Annotated in this window: 16 protein-coding genes and 1 pseudogene; 12 read left to right on the plus strand and 5 right to left on the minus strand. The window is 68.8% G+C overall.

Annotated features, from left to right (window positions below; all coding sequences use genetic code 11):
* Nucleotides 1-2 precede the first annotated feature (2 nt).
* Together ACJ8AT_RS35805 and ACJ8AT_RS35810 are read right to left on the minus strand one after the other, a co-directional pair.
* Complete coding sequence (locus tag ACJ8AT_RS35805; RefSeq protein WP_407742459.1) at nt 3-668, minus strand: YggS family pyridoxal phosphate-dependent enzyme; 666 nt, start codon at nt 666-668, stop codon at nt 3-5.
* Nucleotides 665-1,261 (minus strand): Maf family protein, encoded by a 597-nt coding sequence (locus ACJ8AT_RS35810; RefSeq protein WP_407742460.1) that lies wholly within the window; start codon nt 1,259-1,261, stop codon nt 665-667. Before ACJ8AT_RS35810 ends, ACJ8AT_RS35805 begins: the two co-directional genes overlap by 4 nt.
* A gap of 51 nt (nt 1,262-1,312) precedes the next feature.
* On the opposite strand from ACJ8AT_RS35810, the gene ACJ8AT_RS35815 reads away from it, so the two are divergent.
* Together ACJ8AT_RS35815 and ACJ8AT_RS35820 are read left to right on the plus strand one after the other, a co-directional pair.
* Nucleotides 1,313-2,395 carry a diguanylate cyclase gene (locus tag ACJ8AT_RS35815; RefSeq protein ID WP_407742461.1) on the plus strand — a complete coding sequence of 361 codons (1,083 nt, stop codon included), beginning with the start codon at nt 1,313-1,315 and terminating at the stop codon, nt 2,393-2,395.
* Nucleotides 2,396-2,399: 4 nt separating this feature from the next.
* Nucleotides 2,400-4,049: an FAD-dependent oxidoreductase gene (locus tag ACJ8AT_RS35820; protein ID WP_407742462.1), complete on the plus strand. Its 1,650-nt coding sequence runs from the start codon at nt 2,400-2,402 to the stop codon at nt 4,047-4,049.
* A 93-nt stretch (nt 4,050-4,142) separates the two neighbouring features.
* Here the strand turns inward: ACJ8AT_RS35820 and ACJ8AT_RS35825 are convergent, their stop codons facing one another.
* Nucleotides 4,143-5,714 (minus strand): SurA N-terminal domain-containing protein, encoded by a 1,572-nt coding sequence (locus ACJ8AT_RS35825; protein ID WP_407742463.1) that lies wholly within the window; start codon nt 5,712-5,714, stop codon nt 4,143-4,145.
* Between the two features lie 226 nt (nt 5,715-5,940).
* On the opposite strand from ACJ8AT_RS35825, the gene mreC reads away from it, so the two are divergent.
* The 5 genes from mreC (at nt 5,941) to ACJ8AT_RS35850 (ending at nt 11,326) form a co-directional block, all read left to right on the plus strand.
* Complete coding sequence (gene mreC, locus ACJ8AT_RS35830; RefSeq protein ID WP_407742464.1) at nt 5,941-6,792, plus strand: rod shape-determining protein MreC; 852 nt, start codon at nt 5,941-5,943, stop codon at nt 6,790-6,792.
* Nucleotides 6,789-7,295, plus strand: coding sequence for a hypothetical protein (locus tag ACJ8AT_RS35835; protein WP_407742465.1), 507 nt, complete (start codon nt 6,789-6,791; stop codon nt 7,293-7,295). Before mreC ends, ACJ8AT_RS35835 begins: the two co-directional genes overlap by 4 nt.
* Nucleotides 7,292-9,292, plus strand: coding sequence for a penicillin-binding protein 2 (gene mrdA / locus ACJ8AT_RS35840; RefSeq protein ID WP_407742466.1), 2,001 nt, complete (start codon nt 7,292-7,294; stop codon nt 9,290-9,292). Before ACJ8AT_RS35835 ends, mrdA begins: the two co-directional genes overlap by 4 nt.
* A 7-nt stretch (nt 9,293-9,299) precedes the next feature.
* Nucleotides 9,300-10,427: a rod shape-determining protein RodA gene (gene rodA / locus ACJ8AT_RS35845; protein WP_407742467.1), complete on the plus strand. Its 1,128-nt coding sequence runs from the start codon at nt 9,300-9,302 to the stop codon at nt 10,425-10,427.
* An 83-nt stretch (nt 10,428-10,510) separates the two neighbouring features.
* Entirely contained in the window at nt 10,511-11,326 is an 816-nt protein-coding gene (locus ACJ8AT_RS35850; protein WP_407742468.1) for a PilZ domain-containing protein, read from the plus strand.
* Between the two features lie 7 nt (nt 11,327-11,333).
* On the opposite strand, the gene ACJ8AT_RS35855 is transcribed toward ACJ8AT_RS35850, so the two are convergent.
* Together ACJ8AT_RS35855 and trxA are read right to left on the minus strand one after the other, a co-directional pair.
* On the minus strand, nt 11,334-11,675 hold the full coding sequence (locus ACJ8AT_RS35855) for a hypothetical protein (protein WP_407742469.1): 342 nt from the start codon (nt 11,673-11,675) through the stop codon (nt 11,334-11,336).
* Nucleotides 11,676-12,099: 424 nt separating this feature from the next.
* On the minus strand, nt 12,100-12,429 hold the full coding sequence (trxA, locus tag ACJ8AT_RS35860) for a thioredoxin (RefSeq protein WP_407742470.1): 330 nt from the start codon (nt 12,427-12,429) through the stop codon (nt 12,100-12,102).
* Between the two features lie 191 nt (nt 12,430-12,620).
* Between trxA and ACJ8AT_RS35865 the strand changes: the two genes are divergently transcribed.
* The 5 genes and pseudogenes from ACJ8AT_RS35865 to ACJ8AT_RS35885 form a co-directional block, all read left to right on the plus strand.
* Complete coding sequence (locus ACJ8AT_RS35865; RefSeq protein WP_407742471.1) at nt 12,621-13,001, plus strand: hypothetical protein; 381 nt, start codon at nt 12,621-12,623, stop codon at nt 12,999-13,001.
* A 34-nt stretch (nt 13,002-13,035) separates the two neighbouring features.
* Nucleotides 13,036-13,845: an inner membrane protein YpjD gene (locus ACJ8AT_RS35870; protein WP_407742472.1), complete on the plus strand. Its 810-nt coding sequence runs from the start codon at nt 13,036-13,038 to the stop codon at nt 13,843-13,845.
* A gap of 2 nt (nt 13,846-13,847) precedes the next feature.
* Nucleotides 13,848-15,173, plus strand: coding sequence for a glutamyl-tRNA reductase (gene hemA / locus ACJ8AT_RS35875; RefSeq protein ID WP_407742473.1), 1,326 nt, complete (start codon nt 13,848-13,850; stop codon nt 15,171-15,173).
* On the plus strand, nt 15,170-16,114 hold the full coding sequence (hemC, locus tag ACJ8AT_RS35880) for a hydroxymethylbilane synthase (RefSeq protein ID WP_407742474.1): 945 nt from the start codon (nt 15,170-15,172) through the stop codon (nt 16,112-16,114). Before hemA ends, hemC begins: the two co-directional genes overlap by 4 nt.
* Before the next feature lie 170 nt (nt 16,115-16,284).
* Nucleotides 16,285-16,671 (plus strand): annotated as a pseudogene (locus ACJ8AT_RS35885) (hypothetical protein); the annotation flags it as partial.

Below are 16,671 nucleotides of genomic sequence, written 5' to 3' on the forward strand. Positions count from 1 at the left end.
CTTTAGGCCCGCTCGCCGAAGATGGCGGTGCCCACGCGGACCAGGGTGGCGCCCTCCTCGATGGCCAGCTCGAAGTCGTGCGTCGTCCCCATGGAGAGGCCCGCCAGCCCGTGCGTGCGGGCCAGCTCGCGCAGCCGCCGGAAGTGGCCGCGCGCCTGCTGCTCGTCCTCGGTGGGCGGAGGCAGCGCCATCAACCCCTCCAGCCGCAGCCCGGGCAGCGCGCGCACCTCGTCCAGGAACGCTCCGAGCGCCTCGGGCGCCAGCCCGCTCTTGCTCTGCTCGCCGCCGATGTTCACCTCGGCGTAGCAGGGCAGGGGCGCGTCGGCCCGGCGCTTGGACAGCTCCTTCGCCACGTCCAGCCGATCCAGCGCGTGGAAGGCATGGGCCGCCTTGGCCACGTACTTCACCTTGTTCGTCTGCAGCGGCCCGATGGCGTGCCAGCGCAGCCCCTCCAGCCCGGCCAGCTCCGCGGCCTTGTCCCGCAGCTCCTGCGCGTAGTTCTCGCCGAAGTCCCGCTGGCCGGCCGCGTACGCCTCGCGGATCAGCTCCGAGGGCTTGAGCTTGGACACCGCCAGCAGCGTTACGGAATTCACGGGACGCCCCGCGCGAGCACACGCCGCGGCCACCCGGGCTCGAATCTGGGCCAGCCGCTCCGCCACCTCGCTCATGAAACCCTCCAGGGAAGGGCAACGCCCGCGCGGGCCAGCAGCTCCAGGGTCTCCCCCAGCGGCAGGCCGATGACGTTGGTGGGGCTGCCCTCTACCGCGGCCACCAGGAAACCGCCCTTGCCCTGCATGGCGTACGAGCCCGCCTTGTCGAGTGGCTCACCCGTGCTCACGTACCAGTCGATCTCTCCCGCGGAGAGTGTCCGGAACGTGACGCCGGTACGTACCACCGTGGAGGCCTCGGCTCGCCCCGCGAGCGCTACCCCCGTATAGACGGCATGGGCGCGGCCGGAGAGCCGGGTGAGCATGTCCCGGGCCTCGCCGGGGCCGCTCGGCTTGCCGAGCAGCTCCGTCCCCAGGGCCACGGTGGTGTCGGCCGCCAGCACCCAGGTGCCCGGGAAGCGTTGGGCCACCGCCTGGGCCTTGGCCCGGGCCAGCCGCAGCACATAGGCGTCCGCGGCTTCGCCGGCCAGGGGGGTCTCATCCAGATCCGCCGCGGCTACCCGAAAGGCCAGGCCCAGCTGGGAGAGCAGATCACGCCGCCGGGGAGAGGCGGAAGCAAGGACGAGGGACGTGGGATCCTCTAGAGTGCGCATGGTGGAAGGTTGGAAGCCCTTAGCAGAACTGTGCCTCGGAGTGGACCTCGGATGAACCCCGCTGATCTCCTGTCGGCCATGAAGCGGACGGTGGAGCAGCTGGCCGCGTTCAACGAGATGGCGAAGGCGCTCACCTCCACGCTGGAGCTGAAGGAGGTGCTCCAGCTGGTGATGCAGAAGGTGAGCGATCTGCTCCACCCGCGCAACTGGTCGCTCATCCTCCAGGACGAGCGCACGGGGAAGCTCTACTTCGAGGTGGTGGTGGGGGAGGGCGCCGAGGCCCTCAAGTCGCTCCAGGTGCTCCCGGGCGAGGGCATCGCCGGCACGGTGTTCTCCACGGCGACGGCGCGGCTGGTGGATGACGTGGGCGGAGATCCCTCGTTCGCTCCGCGCTTCGATCAGGCCTCCGCCTTCCGCACGCGCTCCATCCTGGCGGTGCCGCTCATCGCCCGGGGCAGCGTGCTGGGCGTGATGGAGCTGGTGAACGGCCCCAGCGATCCGCCCTTCACCGCGGATGATCTGACCACGCTGACGGCCATCGCGGACTACGCGGCCATCGCCATCGAGAACGCGCGCAACTTCCGCCGGGTGCAGGAGCTGACGATCACCGACGAGCACACCGGCTGCTTCAACGCCCGGCACCTGCGCGCGCAGCTCGATCACGAGGTGAAGCGCTCGCAGCGGTTCCACCACCCGCTGTCGCTGGTGTTCCTGGATCTGGATCACTTCAAGAGCGTCAACGACACCCACGGCCACCTGGTCGGCAGCGCGCTGCTCAAGGAGGTAGGCGAGCTGTTGGTCGCCTCGAGCCGCCAGCTCGATCAGGTGTTCCGCTACGGCGGCGACGAGTTCGCGCTGATGCTCGTGGAGACGGCGCCCGAGGGGGCGATGATCACGGCCCGGCGCATCCGGGATGCGTTCCGCTCCCGGCGCTTCATGCAGAGCCAGGGGCTGGAGCTGCGCCTCACCGCGAGCCTGGGCGTGGCCACCTTCCCGGACCACGCCAGCTCGACCACCGAGCTGATTCGCGCGGCGGACTTCGCCATGTATGCGGCGAAGGCTCAGGGGCGAGACGATGTCTGCCTCGCGGAGCGGGTCTCCGACGACCCGAATGTGTTGCAGCGAGTCCGCTGAATCCATGGAACTCAACTACGACGCCAAGAGAAGCGAGATCACCAAACGCCTCGCGGAGTGGGCCAAGCGGCCTGAAGCAGACTTCGCGAAGTTCCAGATGACGCGCCAGCAGGCGATCGAGCTCATGTGGGAGACCAGCGGGCGGCTCGTGTTCCCGTGGGACCCGGGCTACGACGAGCTGCGCGCGGTGGCGTACCCGAACTTCGAGCACGTGCGCCCGGCCGCCATCGCCGTCTGCGAGTCCCTGCACGACGTGCGCTCCTTCATGCGCTTCATCCGCCAGCAGCGCGAGTCGAACCCGTCCTTCCAGTGGAGGCCGCGCACGGGAGGCCACAGCACCGCGGGCTACTGCACCGTCGAGGGCGGGCTGATGCTGGATCTGCGCGGCCTGAACAACATCTTCGTCCAGCCGCAGCAGCGGCTCGTCCACGTGGGGCCCGGCGTCCAGATGCGCGACTTCTACCGCACGACGCAGGACTATGAACTGTTCGCTCCGGGAGGGAGCTGCCCGGATGTGTCGATCGGCGGGATGATGCAGGGTGGTGGCTTCGGCTTCGGCTCGCGCATGTACGGGATGAACTGTGATCTCGTGACCGAGGTGGAGGTGGTGCTGGCCGACGGCCGGGTGGTGCTCGCCAACGAGGCCCACAACGCGGATCTCTTCTGGGCCGTGCGCGGCGGCACGGGCAACCAGTTCGGCATCGTCACGCGCGTCACCTATCGGCTCCACCCGCTGCAGGACGTGGGGGCGGTGCTGCTGCAGTGGCGGCTGGGGACGGACGAGGAGGCGGCGCAGGGCGCGCACGCGCTCGACATCTTCCAGCGGCAATACATGGGCTCCAACCATGACCGGCGCCTGGGCCACCTGGCGCTGATCGAATTCGGCGACAACTGGGAGGGGCCCTCCCTGTCCGTGCGCGCCATGTACCGCGGGGAGCGGGGCCTGTGGCGCCAGCTGCTCAGCGAGCTGGTGGCCGCGCCGGGCTGCCAGGTGATGTGGGAGGACATGGGCTCGTTCTTCAGGATGAACAACAAGCTCATGGGCTACGCGGAGGAGCCGGATGTGGTGCCGCGGACCGTCGTGTCCACGGTGGCGGCGTTCCCTCCGCAGGAGAAGCAGACGCGGTACTACGACAAGCCCCTGGGGCAGGCCGGGTGGCGCCTGTTCGTGGACCATATGCGCAGCGCGCGGACGCAGGTGAAGTTCGCCCCGCAGATGGTCATCGAGGGCGCGGGCGCGGCCATCAACGAGCGCAGCCGCGGCTTCAACGCGTACATCCACCGCCGCGCCGACTTCAACACGTACCTCAACACGTACTGGGACTCGGCGGAGGAGCAGGCCCAGGCGTTCGCGTTCATGGATCGCTGGCTCGACATTGGCCAGCCGTGGACCAACCAGGAGGCCTACCAGAACTACCCCAAGTCCTACGTGACGGACTGGCAGCGCCGCTACTGGGCCGAGTACTACCCGGTGCTGGTCTTCGTGAAGCGGAAGTACGATCCGACGAACCTGTTCCAGTTCGAGCAGAGCATTGGCGCGGACAACCTGGTCGCGGCGAGCGCTCGCTCGACGGTGCAAGAGCTCCTGCCGGAGATCTCCAGGAGCCTCGACAAGCCCATCGTGTACCCGCAAGAGATGGGCGACGAGCCGTGACGGCCTCGAGGCGAGGCGCCGGGTGAGCAAAACAAAGGGCCGGTGGGAGCAAGCGCTCACCACCGGCCCGAGTGCCTCAGCGTGGGCGGGAACTCACCCGTTCCCGGTCACGCCCTCGATGGCGGTGGTGTTGTTCACCACGGTGGCCTGCTTGCGCAGCGCCTTGAGGAAGGACTCCTCCATCTCGATCTGCTTGGCGCGGCGGGCCTGCTCGCGCAGCTCGTCCTTCTTCTTGGTGAACTCCTCGTCGCTGGCCTTCTGGCGATCGGTGACCTCGGCCACCACGAAGCCCTCGCCCACGGGGAAGGCCTGATCCAGCACCTGCGGGCCCTTGGCGGCGAACGCCGCGGCGATGAGCTGGGGTGCCGGGCCCAGGTAGGGCACATTCTCGCCGCCGGCCGTGAAGCTGCCCGTCTCCACCGCCTCCGGGTGCGTCTCCGTCTCGAAGCGCTGGAGCGCCGGCTGGCCCGGCTTCTCCGCCGGGAACAGCTCGGAGATCTTCTTGCCGCCCTTCACCGAGGCCAGCGCCTTCTCCGCCTCGGCCTTGGCCAGCTCCTTGGCCTGCGCCTGCTTGTAGAGCGTGGTGGCGATGTCGTTCTCCACGTCCGCCAGCTTCTTGTCCTGCGCCGCCTGCTTCTCCTCCACCTTCACCACGTGGTAGCCCAGCTTCGTCTCGATGGGCTCGGACACGCTGTTGGCCGCGAGCGCGAACACGGCATCGGCCAGCGCCGGCTCCAGGCTGCCGCGCTCCACGTAGCCCAGGTCCCCGCCCGCCTGCCTGGTGCCCGGATCCTCGCTGCGCTCCTTGGCCACGGCGGCGAAGTCCTTGTTGCCCTCGACGATGTCCTTGCGGATGGCCTCGGCGCGCGCCTTCGCGTCCGCCTTCTGCTGCGCGGTGGCGTCCGCCGGCAGCTTCACCAGGATCTGCCGCGCCTTCACGCGCTCGGGCTGCTGGTACATGAAGCGGTTGGTCTCGTAATAGTCGGAGAGCTCCTTGGCGTGCGCCTTCTTGAACTCGTCCAGCTGCGTGGCCGAGGGCGCGGGCACCTTGTCCGCGTACATGGTGGGCAGGAAGCGCGCGAACACGAGCTTGGCCTGGTTGGCGTCCTTCTCGTAGCGGGCCTTCACCTCGTCATCCGAGACGACGGCGCCGTTGCGCACCACCTGGATCATCTTCTGGGCCGCCAGCTGGTGGCGCAGGTCATCCTCATACTGGCTCTCGGTGATGCGGTAGTAGTCCCGCAGCACCTGCCGGTAGTGGTTGAAGTCGAACTCGCCCTCCTTCTGGAAGTCCGTGTTGCGGTGGATGATGTCCGCCAGCTCGGAGTCCGCGGGGACGATGCCGTAGCGGTTGGCCGCCTGCGACACCAGCTCCACGTCCACCAGCTGCTGCAGCACCTGGGGCGCGATGTACTGGCGCGCCACGGACTCGGGGATGGGGTTGCCGCGGTTGCGCAGGTTGTTGATCTGCATGGCGTAGGCGCGCTGGAAGTCCCGCAGGGGGATCTCCTTGCCGTTCACCGTCGCCGCGGCGTTGCTGGACTGCGACGCGTGGAAGCCGCTGGACTTGCTGAAGCTCCCCGGCCCGAAGTTCAGGGTGAACACCACAGCAATGCCGATAATGAACACCAGCGAGACGACCTTCCGGGGGTTCAGACCTTCCATGTTGCTATCGTTTCTTCGTGCAAGGCGTCGCGGAAACTGCCTTCGTGGAAGGAGTCGCGGCGCGGGTTTGTTGGATGCCCGGCCGGTAGGTGGACAGTTTCTCACCGCCCCCGGTACAGGGCCTTGACTGCCTAGGATAAGCCCCCAGAAAATGCAAGCGATTTACAGTGTTTAGCCGCTTCCTCTCCTTCCTGCCCCTCTTTCCCTACACGGGGACCTCGCCCCAGTGCTGTCGCTCCTCCGGCGGTATCGCCGTTTCATCTTCGTGAGTGTGCTGCTGCTCTACCCGCTGGTCGCCTTCCTGGTGACCGGGCGGCGGGGCCGCCAGCCGAACTTCCTGGATCGTGCCCTCATCGGCATGACGTCCCCGCTGCAGTCGGGGCTCAACCGCGTCATCGATGCCGGGGTGAGCACCGTGAGCCACTACGTGGACCTGCGCGGCGTGCGGCAGGAGAATGACGCGCTGCGACTGGAGAACATGCAGCTGCGGGCAGCCGTACAGGCGCTCGGCGAGGCGCGAGCCGAGAATGAGCGGCTGAAACAACTGTTGGCGTACACCGAGAGAGAGCCTGGGCCGGAGATCCCCGCCCGGGTGGTGGGCGTCAATCCGGTGGCGAAGCTGTTGTCGGTGCGGATCAGCAGCGGGGAGCGGCAGGGCGTGTTCCAAGGCATGTCGGTGGTGACGCCCGATGGGATTGTGGGCCAGGTCATCCGCACGACGGGAGGTTACGCGGACGTGGCGTTGGTGACGGATCCCCAGAGCCGGGTGGGCGTGCGGGTGCAGCGCTCGCGGGCGCGAGGCACGGCGGCGGGCGCGGGCAGTGGGCCGCTCAAGCTGGAGAACATGCTGCGCACCGAGGACGTGGAGGATGGGGACATGATCATCACCGCCGGGACGGACGGGGTGTACCCGCCAGGGCTGGTGGTGGGGCGCGTGGCCAACCTCGAGAAGAAGGAGCACGGCATGTTCCAGCGCGCGGACATCCTGCCCGCGGTGGACACGACGAGGCTCGAGGAGGTGCTGGTGGTGGGCAGCCCCTATCGCGAGGGAGCGCCCATGGTGGAGGGGACGCGATGAAGTTCCTGGTCACCGTGGTGCTCGCGCTGTTGCTGCTCACGCTGGAGTCCGTGGTGGTGCAGCGGGCCGGGCTGGTGCTCTCGCGCATTGACGTGACGGTGGTGCTGCTGTCGTTCCTGGCGCTGCGGGCCTCGCTGCTGGAGGGCGCCTGCTCGGCCTTCGCGGTGGGCTACCTGTTGGATCTCATGAGCGGCCAGCCCACGGGCCTGTTCACCTTCCTGGGCGTGTTCACCTTCCTGGCTGGCCGGCTGGTGGACTCGCTGCTGGACGTGCGCGGCCCGGTGGCCTTCGTGCTCTTCACCATGGGCGCGGACGTGGGCCACGGGCTGCTGTCGGCCTTCTTCAGCTGGCTGACGGTGAAGGATGGCTCGGCGACGGCGGTGCTGCCGGGGCTGCCGCTGCAGGTGGCGCTCACGGGGCTCGCGGCGCTGGCGCTGTATCCGCTCTTGCGCAGGCTCGAGGCCCGGCAGGAGCGCACGCAGATGGGAGGAGGGCTGCTGTGACACCTTCGGCTCTGGGAAAGACCACGCCGCCGGGGCGCGATCTCAAGCGCCGCTTCCTCTGGCTGGGCCTGACCATGGTGGGCGCCATGGGCGTGCTGGCTCTGCAGCTCTACCGCCTGCAGATCATCCGCGGCGAGGAGTACTCCGCCAAGAGCGTGGCCAACTTCGTCAAGGAGGTCCGCCTGCGCGCGGACCGTGGCGTCATCAAGGACGCCCGCGGCACCATCCTGGTGGACAGCCGCCCCTCGTTCGATGCCTTCGTCACTCCGGCCTTCTGCACGGACTGCTCCAAGGTGGTGCTGCCCAAGCTGGCCGAGCTGCTCGGCTGGGACGTGGAGCAGCGCCTCAAGGTGGATGAGCAGATCCGCACGGCGAAGCGCAACGCTCCGTTCCAGCCGGTGGCGGTGCGCATCGATCTGACGCGGGACGAGCTGGATCGCATCAACGCGCGGCGAGACATCCTGGACGGCGTGGAGGTGGTGCCGGTGCCGCACCGCAACTACCGCTCGGAGACGGTGCTCTCGCACGTGCTGGGGTACATGAACGAGATCACCCAGGAAGAGCTGGATCGGCTCGACGCGGATGGGGCGAAGTACGCGCTGGGCGACTACATCGGCCGGCGCGGCCTGGAGCGCTACTTCGAGTCGCGGCTGCGCGGGGTGGACGGGGTGCGCAAGGAGGTGGTGAACGCGCGCGGGCAGACCATCGAGGAGCTGAACGACAAGCTGGGGGAGAACTCGGTCGTTCCTCCGCAGGCGGGCAGCAACCTGGTGCTCTCCATCGACATGCGGCTGCAGGAGGAGGCCGAGCGGGCCTTCCCAGGCGTGGCGGGCGCGGTGGTGGCCATCGACGTGAACACCGGCTACATCAAGGCGCTGGTGTCGCGGCCGGGCTTTGATCCCAACCTGCTGACGGGCCGAGTCACCCCGGCGCAGATGGCGGCGCTGGTGAAGGATCCGCTCCAGCCGATGATCAACCGCGTGGCTGCGGCGCACTACAGCCCGGGCTCCACGTTCAAAGTGGTGACCCAGCTGGCGGCCTTCAAGTCGGGGCTCTTCCGGCCGGAGACGACGGTCAACTGCCCGGGCGGCTACAAGCTGGGCGCGCGCACCTGGCGCTGCCACAAGGACAGCGGCCACGGGCCGGTGAACGCGAAGCAGGCGCTCCAGTGGTCGTGTGACACCTGGTTCTACAAGGTCGCGGACACCATCGGGTTGGATCCCATCGCGGCGATGGGCAAGGAGCTGGGACTGGGCAGCCCCACCGGCATCGGCGTGCTCGGCGAGGTGCCCGGCATCATGCCCACCTCCGATTACCACGATCGGCTCTCGCCGGGCGGCTACACCAAGGGCATGGCGCTCAACAGCGCCATCGGCCAGGGCGATGACAACGTGACGCCGCTGCAGCTGGCGCTGGTGTACGCGGCCATCGCCAATGGCGGTACGCTGTACAAGCCGCAGATGGTGCAGCGCATCGAGGATCTGGACGGCCACGTGGTCGAGTCCTACGACCCGCAGGTGGTGCGGCAGGTGGACATCAACCCCGCGCATCGCAAGGCCATCGTGGAAGGCCTCGTGGCGGCGGTGAACGAGGCGGGTGGCACCGCCTTCTCCAAGCGCCTGAAGGACATCGTCGTGGCGGGTAAGACGGGCACGGCCCAGGTGGCCACCATCGGCTCGGTGCGCTTGAAGAAGGAGCAGATGAACTTCTTCCAGCGTGACAACGCGTGGTTCGCCGGCTTCGCGCCCGCGGACAAGCCGGAGCTGGCTGTGGTGGTGCTCAACGAGCACGGCGGTCACGGCGGCGTGGAGGCGGCTCCCACCGCCATGGCCGTCATCCAGAAGTACTTCGATCTGAAGGAACAGGACGCGAACTCGCCGCAGCAGCGCGCCAATCAACCCTATGTCCTGACGCTGCCTCCCGCGCCCAAGCTGGAGGACGTCATGCTCACCCGCGGCGTTCCGCACGCAGGCACCTCGAATGCAGCTCAGCATTGAACGACGCATGGTGCCCCACATCCCGTGGGCACTGATCTTCTGCATCCTGGCCATCTGCGCGCTGGGCGTGTGGAACCTGGCCTCGGCGGCCCGGCCTCCGCATGAGAGCGCCTGGTCCAGCCAGGCCATCTACATGGGCGTGGGGCTCGCCGCCGCGCTGGGCGTGTGCCTGGTGGACTACCGCTGGATCCAGCGGATGACGGTGCCCATCTACGTGGGCAACATCCTGGCGCTGATCGCCCTGCACTTCATGGGGCACAAGGCCAAGGGCGCCGAGAGTTGGTTCGTGCTCGGCCCGCTGCGCATCCAGCCCGCCGAGTTCATGAAGATCGGCGTGGTGCTGATGCTGGCCAAGGTCTACCACGACGACTTCCGGCCCAACCAGGAGGCCTATGGGCTGCTGCGGCTGTGGAAGCCGCTGGCGGTGGTGGGCGTGCCCGCCGTGCTCGTGCTGGTCCAGCCGGACCTGGGCACGTGCATGATGATCCTGCTGTCGTCGATCACGGTCATCCTCTTCGGCAAGGTGCGCTGGTACCTGGTGGCGATCATCCTGGCGGGCCTGGTGGCCGTCGGCGGGGTGATCTGGAACGACTACGTGCGCGAGACGCCCGAGCCGCACTTCACCTTCCTGCGCAGCCACCTCAAGAAGCACCAGAGCCAGCGCATCTCCGGGTGGCTGGATCCAGAGGCGGACCTCAAGGGCAGCGGCTACCACGCCGCCCAGTCGAAGATCGCCGTGGGCAGCGGCGGGATGACGGGCAAGGGCTGGCGCGAGGGCACGCAGACGGGCCTGTCCTTCCTCCCCGAGCAGCACACGGACTTCATCTTCTCCGTGTGGGCCGAGGAGCACGGCTTCGTGGCCTGTCTGGTGCTGCTGGCGCTCTATGGGGGGTTGTTCTCTCTCTCGTTGGCGGTGGGGTTCAGCGCCCGAGACAGGTTCGGCGCCTTCGTGGCCGTGGGCGTCACCGCGATGATCTTCTGGCAGGTGTTCGAGAACATCGGCATGGTGATTGGCCTGCTGCCGGTGACGGGCATCACCCTGCCGCTGATGAGCTATGGCGGCTCGTCGATCATGTCGATGATGCTCAGCCTGGGCCTGCTGGCCAACATCAGCATGCGCCGCCACATGTTCTGAATCAGAAGGCGCGCACGGTGGCGATGGGTGTATGAATCGCCGTTGCCCCGAGCTGGGACTCTTTCCGGGGCGCGGAGGCGACGATGCAGAGGAAGGGTGCTCAGAAGGGCAAGGGTCCGGCAGGGGCCACGCGCACCCCCGAAGAGGCTCCGGCTTCCACGCCGGCCGCCAAGGGCGCCGCTGAAGCCCCGGGGCCGGACACGAGGCCCGGTGAGGGCTCCGCTCCCGACGAGGCTCCAGGCAAGCCGTCCGCCAGCCCGGCCCGCGAGAGCCGCCGCCCGGGCGTCAATGTCCCTCGGGTCTCCGTGCCTCAACCGGACACGCGGCGAGGCGGAGCACGCCCGGAGGAGCTTCGGCGTCCGGTGGGGCGGAGCAGTGCAACGCCCGCGCTCGCGCCCATCATCGAGACCCAGGCGGGCAACGAGCCGGAGCACCGGCACTTTCCACGAGCCCGCGTCGCCACGCGCTTCGAGGTCTGGCGGGAAGAGGGCGGGCAGCGGACGTTCTCCGCGACCCTCCTCTCCCAGAACGTGAGCGTGAGTGGCGCCTTCCTGGAGAGCACCTTCTTCCTGCCGCTGGGCACGGAGCTCCAGGTGCGCTTCTCCCTGGAGGAGGGCGCCGAGCCGGTGCTCGCCCGCACCGAGATCGTCCGCGAGGAGCGCACGGGCGGCGATGGACGCTCGGGCTTCGGCATCCGCTTCGTGGAGTTCTCCGGCCAGACGGAGGTGTCCCTGGCCCGGCTCTTCCTCGGCATGCGGCTGAGGACCTTCGCCGAGGAGTACCTTCAGTCACGCCGGGCCCGCTCGCTGCCCAATGAGCTGGAGCGGGTGGTGGACGTGCTCGCCGCGTGGGAGCTGCTCAAGGCCACCTCCCCGGGCGATCCGTGGCGCGGCGAGTGAGCCTCGCTCAGGAGCTCTTGCCAGCCAGCTGACGGCGCCGCTCGGCCTGGTAGTGCGCCGAGCACAGGCCCTTGGAGCGGGACTCGCGCCCGCAGCCGGGCACCGTGCAGAGGCGATCCGTGGGGACGGGGCCGGCTGAGAGCGCCTTGGGGGGACGGCCCCGCCGACGAATTGGAGCTGCCATTGCGGCCGTCGTGGCGCCCAGCCCGCCGCTAAACCCGTTGGTGTGGATGGCGCGCGCGAAGCTTCGGCCAATCGCGTCTCCGAGCACCTCCGCGAACATGAGGAACACGGGGGGCAGCGGGGTACTTGAGGAAGAGGTGGGGGGCCTGCGAGGGGGACGGGGCATGCGTGACTCCTGAAGGTCTGGAATGACGGGTTAAACCTGAAGCAAAGACTGAACTGATTATTTGGCCTTTAACGCGAAGTCTGTCAACACGTGGTTGAGGGGTTTTTCTTGACTCTGTCCAAAAGGGACAGCGGGTACCAACTGACCGCATGACGTACGGAGGTCGGGGGCCTACCCGGTGGGTTCGTTTGGACTCGTACTGCATGGCCTGTGAGCCGCCGGAAGCCAATACCCCTTAAGGGGGATGGTTCACCGAAGACGACGTGTTTGTACAGCCGTCATCTCCACAATCAGGAGCGGCACAATCGCTACCAGGAGCGCGAGCCAGGTCTGCTCGAGCACTCCGAACGCCGGGCCGGACGTTCCTGTCGTCACCGCGGACTCCCCCGGGCGAGGCGGGCCTCACCCGAGGGGAGTGACTGCTTCAGAGCGCCTTGGTGATGGCGTCTTCGATGCGGGTCTTCGGCACCGCGCCGACGATCTGCCCCACCACCTTGCCGCCCTTGAAGACGAGCAGCGTGGGGATGGAGCGGATGCCGTACTGCTGCGGGGTGTCCTGGTTGTCGTCGATGTTGAGCTTGGTGAACTTCACCTTGCCCTCGTACTGCTTCGCCAGGTCCTCGACGGCCGGGGCGATGGCCCGGCACGGGGCGCACCAGGTGGCCCAGAAGTCCACGAGCACCGGCGTGTCGGACTGGAGCACTTCCTTGGAAAAGTCTCCGTCCCCAATGCTCTTCACGTTGTCACCTGCCATGGGTGTCTCCTTCACAGGCCGTTCGGCTGCGGGGGCCTGTCCCTGGCGCGTCCTCTAGTACGCACCCCCCAGGCCCTGCAAGGATCGGCCGGTCCCAACCGCTCCCGACCGGTCAGATGCGGACGGGGCGGGGGCGTTTCAGGCAGGCAGGCGCTACGAGAGACGGGCTCCTCGGGTCCGGGTGATGTAAGATGGCGGACGTGATGAAGCTCTTCTTGCCCCAGGCTCAACTCGAGGAGTGGGCCCTGGCGGACAAAGCCGACCTGAAGGACGGCAAGCTGGTGGTGATGGTGGAGGGGGGCGCCAGCTTCCCGGCGGTGCCGGCCGTGCACTTCGTGCAGCTGGTGTCCGGTGAGGACACCCACAAGCTGGTGGCCAAGGTGAAGACCGAGCCCCAACTGGCCAGTCTGGGCGCCGAGCAGATGGCGGACTCGGTGATTGTGGGAGAGTCGGCCTACGAGGTCGTCCCAGGGTATGTGACGGAGGTCGCCGCCCCTCCGCGCCCGGCTGACAAGAAGCCGAGCAACGAGACGGACCTGTTGGCCGCCTTCATCCTCAACAAGATGGGCTGACCCGAGGCTTGCTCGGGGTTATCTCGCTGCCGCCATGAACGAAACCCTGGTCTCGCTCGCCTGCCACTCCTACGGCTTCGCCGCGCTGGTGTACCTCACCTACCTGGCGCGCCAGTGGGCCGCGCTCGCCATGGTGGGGCGCATCCTCGTGGCCCTGGGGCTGGTGCTCCATGGGGCCGCTCTGTTCCCGGTGCTGGGGGCCCAGGGTGGGATGCCCGTGGGGGCCGCTCAGGGGTTCTCCTCGCTGGCCTTCCTGCTGCTGGCCCTGGGGCTGGTGCTGGATGTGCGCTACCGCAAGCCCGTCATCGGCGCGTTCATCACCCCGCTGGCGGTGGCCACCCTGGTGCCCGGGGTGCTGCTGCAGGGGGGACAGGCTCCGCTGTCGCCGGAGCTCCGCCAGCCGCTGCTGCCGCTGCACATCTCCATCGCGCTGGTGGGGATGGCGGCCTTCGCCGTCGCCGCGGGCGTGGGCGTCATGTACCTGCTGATGGAGCGGCAGGTGAAGGGCAAGCGCTTCGGGCTGCTGTTCTCGCGGCTGCCCTCGCTCGAGTTCCTGGACACCCTGAACCGCCGGCTGGTGGTGGTGGGCTTCATCGCGCTGTCCATCACCCTGGCCACGGGCGCGTTCTTCGTGGCGGGCTCCAGCCAGGGGCTCACGTGGATGATGGATGCGAAGGTGGTGGCAACGCTGGTGGCGTGGGGGCTGTTCGCGGGGCTGGCCGCCGCGCGGGTGTTCGTGGGCTGGCGCGGGCGGCGCGTGGCGCTGCTGACCATGGCGGGCTTCGGGCTGGTGCTCGTGTCCTTCCTCTCTTCCTATGACTTCACCGCCGGGGGGATGCGCTAGCCATGGAGCTGATCTGCATCGGCCTCTCCCACCGGACGGCGCCTCTCACGGTGCGTGAGCGGCTCGCGCTGGCGGAGCCTCAGCAGGTGGAGGTGCTCCAGCGGCTGGCGCAGGCTCCCACCGAGGCGCTGCTCGTCTCCACCTGCAACCGGGTGGAGCTGTATGTGACTTCGCCGGATCTCGCCCGGGCGGCCACGCTGGCGCGCGAGGAGCTGAGCCGGCTGGGAGGCCCGGAGACGCTCGATCACCTCTATGAGCACCACGGGGCCGGGGCGCTGGAGCACCTGTTCCGAGTGGCCTCCAGCCTGGACTCCATGGTGGTGGGCGAGGCGCAGATCCTCGGACAGGTGAAGGAGTCCTTCGAGCTGGGGCAGGGCGCGGGCGCGGTGCGCGGCGGGCTCACGCGCGTGTTCGCGGCGGCGTTCAGCTGCGCCAAGCGCGTGCGCACCGAGACGGCGATTGGCCGGTCAGCGACCTCGATGGCCTCGGCGGCCGTGGCGCTGGCCGCGAAGGTGTTTGATCATCTGTCGGACAAGACGGCGGTGGTGGTGGGCGCGGGGGAGATGGGCGAGCTGGCCGCCAAGCACCTGAAGCAGGCGAAGGTGGGGCGGCTGATCATCACCAACCGCACGCTGGCTCGCGCCGAGGCGCTGGCGGCGGAGGTGGGCGGCACGGCCCGGCCCTTCGAGGAGCTGCCCGTGCTGCTGAAGGAAGCGGACGCGGTGGTGTGCTCGACGGCCTCGCCGGTGGCCCTGTTCACCAAGGAGAACGTGGGCGCGGTGGGCAAGGCGCGCCGGTTCCGGCCGCTGTTCATGGTGGATCTCGCGGTGCCTCGGGACATCGCCCCGGACGTGGCCGAGCTGGACTGGGTGATGGCCTACGACGTGGACGACATCCAGAAGTTCGTCGCGGAGAACGAGGCGGCGCGGGCCGAGGAGGCCCAGAAGGCGGGCGTCCTGGTGATCCAGGAGGTGTCGCGCTTCATGCGCGACCGGGCGGTGCGCGACGGGGTGCCGGTGCTGGCGCGGCTGCGGCAGCGGGCCGAGCAGATCGCCAAGGCCGAGGTGGAGAAGACGCTGGCGGCGGTGGGCGAGGGGCTCACCGAGAAGCAGAAGAAGAGCATCGAGGCCATGGGGCGCGCCATCGTCAACAAGCTGCTGCACGAGCCCACCGCGCGGCTGCGCGCCGTGGGCTCCGAGAAAGAGGAGAGCAACCGGCTGGCGGGCGCCGCCGCCGAGCTGTTCGGCCTCGTGGAGGAGTCCGTGCCGGCACCCGCCGCTGAAGAGCAGAGCGCTGCTGCCACCGCCGCGAGCGGGGGCAAGCGATGAGCAAGGCTGTCCGGATCGCCACCCGTCAGAGCCCGCTCGCGCTCTGGCAGGCCCGCCATGTGGCGGCGCTGCTCGCCGAGCGTCACCCCGGCCTGCAGGTGTCGCTGGTGGAGATGACCACCGAGGGAGATCGATTCCTCTCGGCGCCCCTGTCCGCCGTGGGCGGCAAGGGGCTGTTCGTGAAGGAGATCGAGCAGTCGCTGATCGATGGGCGCGCGGACATCGCCGTGCACAGCCTCAAGGACATGACGTCCGTGCTGCCCGAGGGGCTGATGCTCGCGGCGGTGCCGGCGCGCGAGGATCCTCGGGACGCGTTCTGCAGCCCCACGGGGCTCACGCTGGACAAGCTGCCCCAGGGCGCGCGGGTGGGGACCTCCTCGCTGCGCCGCAGCTGCATCCTGCGCTCGCGGCGGACGGACCTGGAGATCGTCAGCCTGCGCGGCAACGTGCAGACGCGGCTCCAGAAGACGAAGGACCTGGGGCTCGCGGGCGCGATGCTGGCCTACGCGGGCCTCAAGCGCCTGGGCCTGGAGCGAGAGATTACCGAGGTGCTGTCGCCCGCCGTGAGCCTGCCGGCGGTGGGGCAGGGCGTGCTCGCGATCCAGTGCCGCACGGCGGACGCCGAGGTTCGGGCACTGCTCGCGCCGCTCGAGGATGCGGTGACGCGAGTGGCGGTGACGGCCGAGCGGGCGTTTCTGGCGAAGCTGGAGGGTGGCTGCACGGTGCCCATGGCGGGCCACGCGACGGTGGCGGAGGGCGTGGTGCACCTGCGCGGCTTCGTGGGCCGGCCGGATGGCTCGAAGGTGGTGGCGGGCGAGGTGCGTGGCCCGGTCGCCAATGCCCACGCGCTGGGAGATGCGCTCGCGGACGAGCTGCTCTCGCGCGGCGCCCAGGAGATCCTCAGCGACTTCGGGCGCACCGGGTTCGTTCCGAACTCCTGAGCCCTACAAAAGTCTTACCGGTAAGACTTTCGTAGCCACTTCGCCGCGAGCCAACAGCGGAGGAGGCGAGCGCGGGGGTTGAGACAGCGGCCCGCTGTAACCGCATTCCATGCTTATGCGTACAAGCGGAACACGGTTTTTCTCAACCCTTCTTTTCCAAGGTGCCCACCATGTTCTGGGATCCCTCCAACCGCCTTCCTCCCCCGCCGCCTCCTCCCCCCCCGCCCGCGCCCAAGCCGCCCCCGGCCAAGAACACGCCCCAGCCGCAGACGGAGGTCTCCAAGCGGGATGGCTTCGACGGCACCACCAAGACGAACACCCTGACCGGTGTGGCGACCCTCAGGGATCCCGGTGTGGGCGGTCCCTCGAAGCCCGCGCCCGGCTCGCCGGCCGCTCGGGCGCAGAAGTACGAGGCTCAGGTGCGCGAGCACATCGCCGCCCTGTCTCCGCAGCCGCCCATCCCGCCCACGGCTCCCTCCGTGGTCGCCGGCCATATCGCGGACATCATCAAGAAGGTCCCGCCGGAGCTGCGCGCCCAGGTGGTCCACGACGTGCAA

Source organism: Hyalangium sp., from assembly GCF_045802625.1.
GTDB lineage: Bacteria > Myxococcota > Myxococcia > Myxococcales > Myxococcaceae > Hyalangium.

Bases quoted from the DNA above. Each gene is read 5' to 3' on its own strand.
- ACJ8AT_RS35825 (WP_407742463.1), bottom strand. From the start codon at position 5,714: ATGGAAGGTCTGAACCCCCGGAAGGTCGTCTCGCTGGTGTTCATTATC.
- ACJ8AT_RS35855 (WP_407742469.1), bottom strand. From the start codon at position 11,675: ATGCCCCGTCCCCCTCGCAGGCCCCCCACCTCTTCCTCAAGTACCCCG.
- ACJ8AT_RS35810 (WP_407742460.1), bottom strand. From the start codon at position 1,261: ATGCGCACTCTAGAGGATCCCACGTCCCTCGTCCTTGCTTCCGCCTCT.
- rodA (WP_407742467.1), top strand. From the start codon at position 9,300: ATGGTGCCCCACATCCCGTGGGCACTGATCTTCTGCATCCTGGCCATC.
- ACJ8AT_RS35850 (WP_407742468.1), top strand. From the start codon at position 10,511: ATGCAGAGGAAGGGTGCTCAGAAGGGCAAGGGTCCGGCAGGGGCCACG.
- ACJ8AT_RS35805 (WP_407742459.1), bottom strand. From the start codon at position 668: ATGAGCGAGGTGGCGGAGCGGCTGGCCCAGATTCGAGCCCGGGTGGCC.
- ACJ8AT_RS35870 (WP_407742472.1), top strand. From the start codon at position 13,036: ATGAACGAAACCCTGGTCTCGCTCGCCTGCCACTCCTACGGCTTCGCC.
- ACJ8AT_RS35820 (WP_407742462.1), top strand. From the start codon at position 2,400: ATGGAACTCAACTACGACGCCAAGAGAAGCGAGATCACCAAACGCCTC.
- trxA (WP_407742470.1), bottom strand. From the start codon at position 12,429: ATGGCAGGTGACAACGTGAAGAGCATTGGGGACGGAGACTTTTCCAAG.
- hemA (WP_407742473.1), top strand. From the start codon at position 13,848: ATGGAGCTGATCTGCATCGGCCTCTCCCACCGGACGGCGCCTCTCACG.
- ACJ8AT_RS35835 (WP_407742465.1), top strand. From the start codon at position 6,789: ATGAAGTTCCTGGTCACCGTGGTGCTCGCGCTGTTGCTGCTCACGCTG.
- hemC (WP_407742474.1), top strand. From the start codon at position 15,170: ATGAGCAAGGCTGTCCGGATCGCCACCCGTCAGAGCCCGCTCGCGCTC.
- ACJ8AT_RS35865 (WP_407742471.1), top strand. From the start codon at position 12,621: ATGGCGGACGTGATGAAGCTCTTCTTGCCCCAGGCTCAACTCGAGGAG.
- ACJ8AT_RS35815 (WP_407742461.1), top strand. From the start codon at position 1,313: ATGAACCCCGCTGATCTCCTGTCGGCCATGAAGCGGACGGTGGAGCAG.